Below are 12523 nucleotides of genomic sequence, written 5' to 3'. Positions count from 1 at the left end.
TAAGGGCCGCAACAGGTGCGCCATGGAGAGAACACTTGCCCTGATCGGGTTCGGCGAAGCCGGATCGACCTTTGCCAAGGCGGCTGGCTGGGAATCCCAGGCCAGCGCGTTTGACATCGATCCCGCCCGCCACGCCGCCATGGAAGAAGCTGGTGTGATGGCTGCTGTCACCGCCGACAGCGCCCTGGGCGGCGCCGGCCTGGTGCTCAGCCTGGTGACGGCCGACAGCGCGCTGCCCGTGGCGCAGGAGCATGCCGCCATGCTCGCCCCCGGCGCGCTGTTTTGCGACATGAACTCGGTCGCTCCCGATACCAAGCGCGCTGCCGCCCTGGCGGTGGAAGCGGCCGGGGCGCGCTATGTCGACGTGGCGGTGCTGGCCCCGGTCAATCCCGCGCGGCTCAAGGTGCCGTTGTTGGTTTCCGGCCCGGCCGCGCACGATGCTGCCGCCGCGCTGCAAGAGGCTGGCTTTACCAATGTGCGCGTGGTGGGCGATGACGTGGGCCGCGCCAGCGCGATCAAGATGATCCGCTCGATCATGGTCAAGGGCGTGGAAGCCTTGACTGCCGAGATGATGCTGGCCGCCACCCGCGCCGGCGTGGTCGAGGAGGTGCTGTCCTCGCTCGACGCCAGCGAGAAGGGTGACAGCTGGTTCACCCGCGCCGCCTACAATATCGAGCGGATGACCACCCACGGCCTGCGTCGCGCGGCCGAGATGGAGGAATCCGCCAAGACCCTGATCGGCCTTGGCGTCGAACCGCTGATGACCACCGGCACCGTCGCGCGCCAGCGCAGCCAGGCCGGCCACACCATCCCGTTTGAAAGCACAACGCCTATGGCAGCCAACACCAAGGAACCGGCGGAATGACCATGATCATCGATTGCCACGGCCACTATACCGTGCTGCCCAAGGCGCACGACGCCTGGCGCGAGGCGCAGAAGGCCGCGTTCAAGGCGGGCGAGCCCGCGCCGCCCTATCCCGACATTTCCGATGACGAGATTCGCGAGACGATCGAAGCCAATCAGCTGCGCCTGATCAAGGAACGCGGCGCGGACATGACGATCTTCTCGCCCCGCGCCAGCGCCATGGCCCCGCACGTGGGCGACCAGAGCGTGGCCGTGCCCTGGGCCCAGGCCTGCAACAACCTGATCGCGCGCGTCGTGGCGCTCTACCCGGAAACCTTTGCCGGCGTGTGCATGCTGCCGCAGTCGCCCGAGGCAGACATGACCAGCTCGATCGCCGAGTTGGAACGCTGCGTGACGCAGCTGGGCTTCATCGGCTGCAATCTCAATCCCGATCCGGGCGGCGGCCACTTCAAGCATCCGCCGCTGACGGACGAATTCTGGTTCCCCTTCTATGAAAAGATGGTGGAGCTTGATGTGCCGGCGATGATCCACGTCTCAGGCAGCTGCAACCCGGCGATGCACGCCACGGGCGCCTATTACATCGCGGCCGATACCATCGCGTTCATGCAGCTGCTGGAAGGCGATCTGTTCAGCCGCTTCCCCACGCTGCGCTTCATCATTCCGCATGGCGGCGGCGCGGTGCCCTATCACTGGGGGCGCTATCGCGGCCTGGCCGACATGCTCAAGAAGCCGGCACTCGACGGGCACCTGATGAACAACGTGTTCTTCGATACCTGCGTCTATCACCAGCCCGGCGTGAACCTGCTGGCCGAGGTGATCGAGACCAAGAACATCCTGTTCGGTTCGGAAATGGTCGGCGCCGTGCGCGGCATCGATCCCCAGACCGGCCACTATTTCGACGATACCAAGCGCTATGTCGACGCGCTGAACATTTCCGACGCGCAGCGCCACGCGATCTTCGAAGGCAATGCCCGCCGCGTGTTCCCGCGCCTTGACGAGAAGCTGAAGGAGAGAGGCCTGTGACGATCACCAAGGGCGCGCCGGACGCCAAGCCGCGCGACATTCATGCCTATCTGGCCGAATTTGACGATATCCCGGGCACCCGCGTCTACACCGCCGCGCGGGCGCGCAAGGGCTATCATATCAACCAGTTCGCGATGAGCCTGATGAACGCGGAAAACCGCGCGCGGTTCAAGGCCGATGAGCGCGCCTATCTCGATGAATGGCAGATCAGCGAGGAAGGCAAGCAGGCGCTGCTGGCGCGTGATTACAACACGCTGCTGGATATGGGCGGCAACGTCTATTTCCTCTCCAAGCTGTTCTCGTCCGATGGCCTGCCCTTTGCCGAGGCGGTGTCGACGATGACCGACATGACCTGGCCGGAATACCGCCAGATGATGCTGGAAGGCGGCCGCTCGCCCGAAGGCAATCGCTCGATCAAGGAAAACCTGGCCGCCGCCGCGCGGGCCCAGGAAACCGGGAAGGACAACTGACCATGGCGCGGATTACCGCAGGCGTCGGTTCCAGCCACGTGCCCCTGCTGGGCGTGGCGGTGGACCAGGGCAAGACGGGTGACGATTATTTCGGCCCGATCTTTGCCGGCTATGAATGGACCCGGCAGTGGGAAAAGGAACAGAAGCCGGATGTGATCATCCTGGTCTACAACGACCATGCTTCGGCCTTTGACATGAAGATCGTGCCCACGTTCGCGATCGGCTGTGGCGAGCGCTACAAGCCAGCCGATGAAGGCTGGGGCCCGCGCCAGGTGCCCGAAGTGGAAGGGCATCCCGATCTGGCCTGGCACATCGCGCAGAGCCTGATCCTCGATGAATTCGACATGACGATCATCAACGAGATGGACGTGGACCACGGCCTGACCGTGCCGCTCTCGATGATGTTCGGCCAGCCCCAGGCCTGGCCGGCCAAGGTCATCCCGCTGGCCGTCAATGTCGTGACCTATCCGGTGCCATCGGGCAACCGCTGCTGGGCGCTGGGCGAGGCGATCAAGCGCGCAGTGGAAAGCTTCCCTGAAGACCTCAACGTGCAGATCTGGGGCACCGGCGGCATGAGCCACCAGCTTCAGGGCAAGCGCGCCGGCCTGCTCAACCGCGAGTGGGACAACAGGTTCATGGACCTGCTGGTGGGCGATACCGACGCCGCACGCTGGATTCCGCACATCGAATACCTGCGCGAAACCGGCTCGGAAGGGATCGAGATGGTCATGTGGCTGATCATGCGCGGCGCGCTGGGTGACAAGACCCGCCTGCTGCACAAGCATTACCACATTCCCTGCTCCAACACCGCGATCGGGCACCTCGTGCTCGAACCGGTCGAAGAAGAAACCGTGCCGGCCTAAGCCAGGCTCGCCATAATCCCCCCTCCCGCGCGCGGGAGGGGCCGGGGGAGGGCATGTTCCCGTGCGCTCCCCCAAGCCACGTTTCCAGGAGGGATGAGCAATCCCTCCCCCAAACCTCTCCCGCCAGCGGGAGGGGAGATTGCAGAGCCCCTGCCCACGCGGGGCGCTTAACAGGAGTTACCCCCATGCGTATTGCCCTGGTCGGTGCCGGCGCCTTCGGCGAAAAGCACCTCGACGGCCTCAAGAATATCGATGGCGTCGAAATCGTTTCGGTGATCAGCCGCCGCGCTGATCAGGCTGCGGCCGTGGCGGCCAAGTATGGCGCGCGCCATTCCGGCACCGAACTGGAAGAAGCGCTGGCACTGCCTGACGTGGATGCGGTGATCCTGTGCACGCCCACCCAGATGCACGCCGAGCAGGCGATCGCCTGCATGAACGCGGGCAAGCACGTCCAGGTGGAAATCCCCCTGGCCGATAGCTGGGCCGATGCCGAAGCGGTGGTGGCCAAGCAGAAGGAAACCGGGCTGGTCTGCATGGTCGGCCACACCCGCCGCTTCAACCCTTCGCACCAGTACGTGCACAACAAGATCAAGGCCGGCGAATTCAACGTCCAGCAGATGGACGTCCAGACCTATTTCTTCCGCCGCAAGAACATCAATGCCAAGGGCGAAGCGCGCTCGTGGACCGATCACCTGCTGTGGCACCACGCCGCGCACACGGTGGACCTGTTTGCCTACCAGGCCGGCAAGATCGTCAAGGCCAATGCCGTCGAAGGGCCGATCCACCCGGAACTGGGCATCGCCATGGATATGTCGATCCAGCTCAAGAGCGAAAGCGGCGCGATCTGCACGCTCTCGCTCTCGTTCAACAACGACGGCCCGCTCGGCACGTTCTTCCGCTATATCGGTGACACCGCCACCTATATCGCGCGCTACGACGATCTGGTGAACGGCAAGGAAGAGCCGATCGATGTCAGCCATGTCGATGTGTCGATGAACGGCATCGAGTTGCAGGACCGCGAATTCGTCGCCGCGATCCGCGAAGGGCGCGAACCCAACAGCTCGGTGGGCAAGGTGCTCGATTGCTATCGGGTATTGGGCGAACTGGAAAAGCAGCTGGCTGCCGGTTAAGCCACAAGATCAGGCCCGCCCATCGTGGCGGGCCTTTTTTGTTGGGGCCACGGCGCAATCATGGCGCCGGGCCTTGGGAAAGGATGCAAGGATGGAAGCGGTAATCGCCTATTCCGGGCGCGGCCTGGCGCGTCCGCGCTATTACGCCAACGCCCACGATCGCGACGAGGTGGAGATCGCGCCGCTGGCCATGCCCATCCGCGACGCGCGCGGGCGCGGCACCAGCCTCGACGTTGAAGGCTTTGAACTGGTGCGCGATCGCAGCGCGGTGACCGACTTTGCCGATGCCGCGCAGGTCAAGGCCATCCACGTTCCCGAAATCGCCACGCTGATCAAGGACTTGACCGGGGCCACCCGCGTGGAGGTGACCGGCGCTGGGCTCTTGCGCTTTTCCGAACGCTCGGGCCGGGCCGGCAGCCTCGACAATTCTATGCCCGCACGCTTTGCCCATATCGACGTGTCGCCCGCCACGGCCCTGTCGATGACGCAGCGCCTGGCGGCCGGGCGCCCGCATGCCCGCGTGGCGCAATACAACGTGTGGCGCGCGCTCTCCGCCCCGCCGCAGGACGTGCCGCTGGCGCTGTGCGATGCGCGCAGCCTTTCCCCGGCCGATTGCATCGTCGCCGATGCCATCTTCGATCCGCCCGGCGGCGCGCCGGAATGGTCGTTCGAAAGCTATGTGATCGCGGCAAATCCCGCGCATCGCTGGAACTGGTTTTCCAACCTCACCGCCGATGAAGCGATCGTGTTCAAGACCTTCGACAGCGATCCGCGCCGCGCCACCCATGTGCCGCACGTGGCCTTCGATCTGCCCGGCTGCCCCGCCGATGCGCCGCCGCGCGTCAGCATCGAAATGCGCGCCACTGCCTTCTGGGAGGTGTGAGGCGAGGCACTTGTGCAACAGTTATGAATTATAATCGTCCTACTGTTATTTCGCATTGCTGAACGTTTCGCATATGTGATACATAAGATTTCAGACCGGAACCATCCGGCTGCTATCCTTGGGAGGATACCGAAATGGCGTTTTCACGCTGCGATCTGCTGTGCTCGGCAGCCGCTTTGCTGTCGCTCGTCGCCACCCCCGCGCTGGCCCAGTCAGCGCCCGAAACCCCGCAAAAACCCGCCGAAACGGCCGGCAACACCACGCCTGAAATCGTCGTGACGGCGCAGTTCCGCAACCAAAAGCTGCAGGATACGCCGCTGGCCATCACCGCCGTCAACGGCGCCATGCTGGCCGCGCGCGGGCAGACCAACATTTCCGAAGTGGCGGCGCAAACCCCCAACGTGACGCTGGCCCCGCAAAATCAGTATCTTGGCCCCGGCATCATCGCCTTCATCCGCGGTGTCGGGCAATCTGACCCCAACTTCGCCCTGGAACCGGGCGTGGGCATGTACGTGGACGATGTCTATCTGCCCACCCTGACCGGCTCGCTGCTCGATCTGATGGACCTCGACCGCGTCGAAGTGCTGCGCGGGCCGCAAGGCACGCTGGCCGGGCGCAACTCGCTGGGCGGGTCGATCAAGCTCTATGGCGTCAAGCCCAAGGGTGACAATTCCGGTTCGCTCGAAGCCACCTATGGCAGCTATCATCGCGTTGATCTGCGTGGACATTTCGATCTCAAGCTGACCGACAACCTGGCCATGCGCGTGTCGGGCGTGAGCAAGAACCGCGATGGCTATGTCAAGATTCTCGACTACGCGCTGACCCATCCGGGCACCAATGTGCCGACGATGGCCACCGGCGCCAATCCCCAGGTCGGCACGCTGGGCGGCACCAGCTTTGCCGCCGGCAAGGTGGCGCTGCGCTGGACGCCCGACGCCAATGTCGAGGTCAACGTGTCGGCCGACTATACGCGCGAGCGTGACGAGCCGGGCGCTTCGGTGCTGATCTATGGCAACAACATCGCCCAGTTCGCCGGATCGCCGGTGACCAAGGACCCCAACCGCGCCTGGCTCTATGGCACCAATGGCGCGCCGATCCCGCTCGATTGCCGCTTCGTGCCCAACGGTCGCAACAGCTGCGACACGCTCAGCGGCTATGACAAGCGCTATGTCAGCTATGCCACGTTCTATGATGCGGCGCGGCCGGATCACCAGGTGCCGTACAAGCCCCTGGCGCTCAACCGCCATTCCAACCTTGATAACTATGGCTTTGCCGGCACGATCGACTGGACGCTTGGGCCCAGCCTGGCGCTGAAATCGATCACTGCCTATCGCCACTATGATTCCGACTGGTCGTTTGCCGAAAGCGCGCCGGTCGTGCCCTCAATGCTCAACCAGGCGCAGAGCAATTCGCAGTGGAGCCAGGAACTGCGCCTGACCGGCAAGGCGCTCAACAACACGCTCGATTTCGTGCTGGGCGGGTTCTATTTCCACGCCAAGGGCATGTTCACCGGTCGCATCGACCTGAACTATGCCGGCATCGATTTCCTGCACGGCCCCGATCCCACGCCGGCCACAAACAAGGCGGTCTTTGCCAATGCCAGCTGGAAGCCGTTCGAGGCATTCACGCTGACCGGGGGCCTGCGCGAATCGTGGGACCACAAGGAATATGGCTATGTCCGCCACAATCCCGATGGCTCCACCATCCAGCCGTGCACCGGCTATCCGTTTGGCGTGAACCAGCCGCCCAACTGCGCGCTCGCCGCGCTCAACGGGCTGTACAAGACCTTCGATGCCTCGCGCCTCGATTGGCGCGTGGCGGCCGACTATCGCGTCTCGCCCCAGTTGATGACCTATGCCCAGGTTTCCACCGGCTATCGTTCGGGCGGCGTCAACCCGCGTCCGTTCTATCCCAGCCAGGTAGAGGATTTCCGGCCCGAGACGATCACGGCCTATGAAGTTGGCTTCAAATCGGACCTGTTCGATCGCCGCCTGCGCTTCAACGTTTCGGCATTCTTCAACGATTACAAGAACATCATTTTGACGGTGCTGAATTGCCCGAACACCGCCGGGTTCCCCACCACACCCTGCCTCCAGCCCAAGAACGTGGGTTCGGCCCATGTGAAGGGGATCGAGGTGGAAACGACCATCCGCCCGATCGACCACCTGTCGATCGACGGCTCGCTCTCGTGGCTCAAGTTCAAGTACACCACGGTCGATACCGCCAACACCGGCGTGACGGCCAGCATGGTGCCGCCCTATACGCCGGAATGGAAATGGAACGCCGGGCTGTCCTATGACATTCCCGACGTGCTCAAGGGCCTGGTCACCGTGCGCCTGGATGGCAGCTACCAGTCGCACATCTATGTCGATCCCACCAATGTCGATACCGCGCCGATCCCTGCCGCCACGCCCAGCCCGCTGGCATTCCAGACGGCAACCAACCGGATCGACGACTATTTCCTGGCCAACGCCCGCGTGACCTGGAAAAGCGATGCCGATACCTGGTCGATCAGCGCCGAAGTGCGCAACCTGACCAACAAGTACTACTTCACCTCGATGACGGCCAATTTCGGCCCGATTGGCACCAGCGCCGGTGCGCCGGGGCTGCCGCGCACCTGGGCGGTGACGGTGAAACGCAACTTCTGATCAAGCGTTACCGAAATGTGCCGGCCTGACGGCGCATGCTGGGCCTCCTTCCCACCCGGGAAGGAGGCCTTTTGTTTGGCCGAACGCTCTTGAAAACCGGGCGTCACGTGGTAGAACAATGCTAACAATTGATAACGTGAGGATGCCATGGGCGACTTTCCGCCAACCCCCTATTTCATCGGGCTCAACGCGCCCGTGGGCACTGAACTGGCGCTTGAAGGGCTGCCCGTCGAAGGTACCTTGCCCCCCGAGGTGCGCGGCGCCTTTTTCCGCGCCGTGCCCGATCCGGCCTTTGCGCCCAAGTTTGCCGACGATCACACCCTGTCGGGCGATGGCATGATCAGCCGCGTGCGCTTCAATGCCGATGGTACGGCCGATTATGCCATCCGCTTTGTCGAAACCGCGCGCCACCAGGCGGAAAAGGCGGCGGGCCGCGCCCGTTTTGGCCGCTATCGCAATCCCTTTACCGATGATCCCGATGTGGCAGGGGTGGATCGCACCGTGGCCAACACCACCCCGGTGTGGCACGCCGGGCGGCTGTTGATGACCAAGGAAGACGGGCGGCCCTATCGCATCGATCCGCACACGCTCGATACGCTGGGTTCGTTCGATTTCGATGGTCTGCTCAAGTCCGAAACGATGACCGCACACGTGCGCATCGATCCTGATAGCGGTGACCTCTATTTCTATGGTTACGAGGCCGATGGCCTGGCCTCTACTAAGGTGGCCTATGCCCGCGTGGGGGCCGATGGCGCGCTCAAGTCGGAACAGTGGTTCGATGCGCCCTATTGCGCGATGATGCATGACTTCACCATTTCGCGGAACTGGGCGCTGTTCCCGGTCTATCCGACCACGGCCGAGCTGGAGCGGATGCAGGCCGGCGGCGAACACTGGCACCACGAGCAGGGCCTGGAATCGTGGCTGGGCGTGATGCCGCGCGATGGCGATGTGAAGGACATCAAGTGGTTCCAGGGGCCCAAGGGGGTCTATTGCTATCACATGATGAACGCCTGGGAGGATGCCGAGGGGCTGCTGCATTTCGACCAGTGCCTGTCGAGCAGCAATGCCTTTGCCTTTATCCGCGAGCCGGCCGGCCTGTTCCTGCAACCCTGGGAGATTACCGGCGGCCTCACCCGCTGGACGGTCGATCCGCGTGGGCCGGCTGGCCCGGTCACGGAAACGGTGATCGGCCCGCCGGGCGATTTCCCGATCATTCCGGCCAAGAGCCAGGGCCGTCCCTACAAGACGGGGTGGATGCTGACGATGAACCCCGATCGGCGCGGGCCGCCGGTGATGGGCGGGCCGGTGCTGGGCATGTTCGACATGCTGGTGCGGCTGGACGGGATGGACACCGCCAGCCCGCAGATCACCCAGGCCCTGCCGATGGAGCCGGGCTGGTGCTATAACGAGCCGGTGCACGTGCCCAGCGCCACACCGGGCCACGATGGCTGGCTGGTGATGATGGTGGACCACCAGATCGGCGAGGACGCGTTCGAGCATTTTGCCTGGGTGATCGATGCCGGCAACCTGGGGGCAGGGCCGGTGGCGACGGTGCAGATCCCCACCCGCCTGCGCCCGCAGGTGCATGGCTGGTGGGTGCCCCAGGCGCAGCTCGATGCCGTCCGCACAGGCGTGGCGGCATGACGCGGATCGTCGTCACCGGTGCATCGGGCAACTATGGCCGCGGCGTGGCCGATGCCCTGGTGGCGATGGGCCGCGCCGCAGACCTGATCCTGATCACGCGCAAGCCCGACAAGCTGGCCGCGCGCGCGGCGCAGGGCTGCGTGGTGCGACAGGGCGATTTCGATCATCCCGCCACGCTGCCCGCGGCCATGGCCGGCGGCGATGTGCTGCTGCTGATTTCGGGCACGCGCGTCGGTGCGCGGGTGGTGCAGCATCAGGCGGCGATCGATGCGGCCGTGGCGGCCGGTATCCGCCACATCGTCTATACCAGTTTCATCGGCATCGATGATCCGGCCAACCCGGCCGAAGTGCGGCACGACCATATCGAGACCGAACGCCTGATCCGCGCCTCGGGTTGCGCCTTCACGTTCCTGCGCGACGCGCATTATGCCGACGCGATGCTGCTGATGGCCGGGCCACAGGTGATGCAAAGCGGCGCCTGGTATGCCAATGCCGGCAATGGGCGCGAGGCGATGGTCTGGCGCGACGATTGCATTGCCAGCGCGGTGGCCGTGCTCACCACCCCGGGCCACGAAAACCAGATCTACAACATCACCGGGCCACACCTCGAAACCTTTGCCGAGGTGGCCGCGATGATGGCGGAGGTGACCGGCTGCCCGGTGGCCTACCACGATCTGAGTGACGAAGCGCAGTATGCGCTGTTTGACAGCCTGGGCATTCCGCGCCGCCCGGTGGACGATCAGACCGTGGCCGGCGTGCCGTGGAACAGCGACGACATGGTCACCTTCGGCCGCGCCATCCGCGAGGGCTTCCTGGAAATCTGCACTGACGACGTGGAGCGCCTGACCGGCCGCCCGGCGCGATCGACGCGCGAGATGGTGGAGGCCAACGTGGCCATGCTGCGCGCGGCGGCGGGGAAGTAGGGGGCGGGGCCCCTCCACCAGCCTGCGGCTGGTCCCCCTCCCCACGTTGTGGGGAGGAGCTTGGCAATCCTCCCCATCCGTGATGGGGAGGGGGACTGCCCGCGCAGCGGGTGGTGGAGGGGCTTGGACCTAGATCATAGCGCCTTGGCGTAGAGCGCGAGCAGCTTGCTCCAGACCTTTTCGGCCTGAACCTTGTCATAGACCGGCGCGTCGATCGTGCACCAGCCGTGCTGGGCGGGATAGACTGCCACGTCGGCCGGGCGGTCTGCCGCGGCAGCGGCATCCTTGAGGGCCGTCTTGTCGCCAGGGGCGCGGGCATCGTCGTTTTGCGCGATGGCAAAGATGAACGAGGCCTGCGTCTGGCCGAGCAGCTTGTGCGGGCTTTGCGCCGTATCGTTGACCAGGTTGGCGCCGTGGCACGACACCGCCGCGCCAATGCGGGCGGGCCGGGCATAGGCGGCAAACACGGTGTAGGGGCCGCCCATGCAATAGCCCTGGGTGCCGATCCGTCGCGCCGTATCGACCTGTGGCTGGCGATCGAGCCAGTCGACATAGCTGCCGGCATCGGCCTGGATCTTTTCCGGCGTCAGCGCCTGGATCATCGGCTGCAGCTTTTGCTGGCCTTCGGGCGTGCGCCAGGCGGCGAAATCGGGCAGCACCGGCGCGGGGCTGTTGCGGTAATAGTGGTTGATCGCCAGCACGGCAAAGCCCGCAGCGGCCAGGCGCGTCGCCATGGTCTGATAGGCTTCACGCAGGCCGGCGATATCGGGCCAGAGCAGCACGGCCGGGTACTTGCCCTTGGCCGGATAGACGAAAAAGCCATCGGCGGTGCCGTCAGCGGTTTCGATCGTGACCGGGCGCGACTCCGTGGCAAGGCCGGCAGGCGCTGCCGCCACGCAGCCCGGCGCGATCGCCAGGGTCGCCGCGCCGGCGCCAATGGCGGCGAATTGCCGGCGGTTGATCGCCAGCCACTGGGCGTTGTCGTCTTCGGTCAAGCTGTCGCACATGGCGCGTCTCTCCAGAACCTGTTCCCCGTCCGCGCGTGGTCTAGCGCAGACCGGCGGGGAAGCGGTATCGGTATTTGGTTCAGGTCAGATCGGCGAGGCCCACCGCGATGCCGGCCTTGGCCTGGGCCATGGCGGCGCGGCGCAGGCGTTCGATTTCGAGCCGGGCGGGCGGCGCCACTTCATCGGGCAGCGCGGCCAGGCTGGCTTCGTAGATCTCGCGAAAATCGTCGGCGAATTCGGGGTGGGTCAGGATCAGGCCATCGCCGCGCGCCATGCCGGCAAAGACCTTTTGCCCCACTTCATACGGGTCCATGCCGGCCTCGAACGCGGTGCCGAACTGGCGCAGCTCCGCCTCGCTCACCGGGGCAAAGCCGCTCTGGCCGAATGCATCGGGGCGCTTGAGTGCGCTGTCCCAGGCATTGGTGCGGGTCAGCGCGGGGCAGCACAGCGCGCAGCCGATGCCGTGCGGCGCCAGGTTATAGCGCAGCGATTCGGTCAATCCCCGCACGGCAAACTTGCTGGCGGTATAGATCCCCGCCTGCGGGCCGGGCAGGAAGGCGGCCATGCTGGCGATATTGACCACGCTGCGTTTGCCGCTGGCCGCCTTGATCGCGGGCAGGGCGGCGACCAGGCCATTGGCCACGCCGCCAAAGTTGACGCCCATGATCCAGTCGTAATCGGCATGGCTGGCTTCGTCGGTGTTGCCGAACACGCTCACGCCGGCATTGTTCACCAGCACATGCAGCGCGCCGAAATGCGCCACCGTCTGCGCCACCACGTCGGCCCAGCGGGCGCGATCGGTCACGTCGAGTGGCAGGAACAGCGGCGTCGGCCGGCCCTCGGCGGCGAATTGCGCGGCCACGGCGGTGCGCTGCGCCTCGTTGCGATAGGTCAGCGCCAGCGCCAGGCCGGCATCGCTGAACGCGCGGGCCACGCCCAGGCCGATGCCGGTGCCTGCGCCGGTGATGAGCGCCACTTGTCCGGCCCAGCCTCCAACTCCGCCAGCCGTGTCGTGTTCAGCCTGCATGGTTTTTCCTCTCGCCATCCGTTTTATAATCGTTAGTGTTG

Annotated in this window: 11 protein-coding genes; 9 read left to right on the top strand and 2 right to left on the bottom strand. The window is 65.1% G+C overall.

The features are described from left to right. Positions 1-22 precede the first annotated feature (22 nt). From C8K14_RS13125 to C8K14_RS13085, 9 genes are all read left to right on the top strand, one after another. Positions 23-865, top strand: a complete 843-nt coding sequence (locus C8K14_RS13125) for an NAD(P)-dependent oxidoreductase (RefSeq protein ID WP_107716988.1) — start codon at positions 23-25, stop codon at positions 863-865. After that, positions 862-1887 carry an amidohydrolase family protein gene (locus tag C8K14_RS13120; RefSeq protein WP_107716987.1) on the top strand — a complete coding sequence of 342 codons (1026 nt, stop codon included), beginning with the start codon at positions 862-864 and terminating at the stop codon, positions 1885-1887. The genes C8K14_RS13125 and C8K14_RS13120 overlap by 4 nt, the downstream gene beginning before the upstream one ends. Further along, positions 1884-2357: a protocatechuate 4,5-dioxygenase subunit alpha gene (ligA, locus tag C8K14_RS13115; RefSeq protein ID WP_233251073.1), complete on the top strand. Its 474-nt coding sequence runs from the start codon at positions 1884-1886 to the stop codon at positions 2355-2357. Before C8K14_RS13120 ends, ligA begins: the two co-directional genes overlap by 4 nt. A gap of 2 nt (positions 2358-2359) precedes the next feature. Next, positions 2360-3220, top strand: a complete 861-nt coding sequence (locus C8K14_RS13110; protein WP_022677413.1) for a class III extradiol dioxygenase subunit beta — start codon at positions 2360-2362, stop codon at positions 3218-3220. A 185-nt stretch (positions 3221-3405) separates the two neighbouring features. Next, a complete protein-coding gene (locus tag C8K14_RS13105) occupies positions 3406-4350 on the top strand; it encodes a Gfo/Idh/MocA family oxidoreductase (protein ID WP_022677412.1) in 945 nt (314 codons plus the stop codon). Positions 4351-4441: 91 nt separating this feature from the next. Next, the gene (locus C8K14_RS13100) at positions 4442-5233 is read left to right on the top strand and encodes a CmcJ/NvfI family oxidoreductase (RefSeq protein ID WP_028658166.1); all 792 of its coding nucleotides are present in this window, start codon (positions 4442-4444) and stop codon (positions 5231-5233) included. 134 nt (positions 5234-5367) lie between these two features. Beyond that, positions 5368-7881, top strand: coding sequence for a TonB-dependent receptor (locus C8K14_RS13095; RefSeq protein ID WP_107716986.1), 2514 nt, complete (start codon positions 5368-5370; stop codon positions 7879-7881). A gap of 147 nt (positions 7882-8028) precedes the next feature. Beyond that, positions 8029-9525 carry a carotenoid oxygenase family protein gene (locus C8K14_RS13090; RefSeq protein ID WP_107716985.1) on the top strand — a complete coding sequence of 499 codons (1497 nt, stop codon included), beginning with the start codon at positions 8029-8031 and terminating at the stop codon, positions 9523-9525. Next, positions 9522-10448, top strand: a complete 927-nt coding sequence (locus tag C8K14_RS13085; protein WP_107716984.1) for an NAD(P)H-binding protein — start codon at positions 9522-9524, stop codon at positions 10446-10448. The genes C8K14_RS13090 and C8K14_RS13085 overlap by 4 nt, the downstream gene beginning before the upstream one ends. Before the next feature lie 134 nt (positions 10449-10582). Here the strand turns inward: C8K14_RS13085 and C8K14_RS13080 are convergent, their stop codons facing one another. Beyond that, on the bottom strand, positions 10583-11455 hold the full coding sequence (locus C8K14_RS13080) for a dienelactone hydrolase family protein (protein WP_107716983.1): 873 nt from the start codon (positions 11453-11455) through the stop codon (positions 10583-10585). Between the two features lie 79 nt (positions 11456-11534). Continuing rightward, complete coding sequence (locus tag C8K14_RS13075; protein ID WP_107716982.1) at positions 11535-12482, bottom strand: SDR family oxidoreductase; 948 nt, start codon at positions 12480-12482, stop codon at positions 11535-11537. Between the last annotated feature and the right edge of the window lie 41 nt (positions 12483-12523).

It is taken from the genome of Novosphingobium sp. GV079 (assembly GCF_003058045.1).
In the GTDB taxonomy this organism is placed as follows: domain Bacteria; phylum Pseudomonadota; class Alphaproteobacteria; order Sphingomonadales; family Sphingomonadaceae; genus Novosphingobium; species Novosphingobium capsulatum.
The sequence above is the reverse complement of the archived record's forward strand: the minus strand, read 5'-3'. Positions and strand labels throughout refer to the sequence as shown.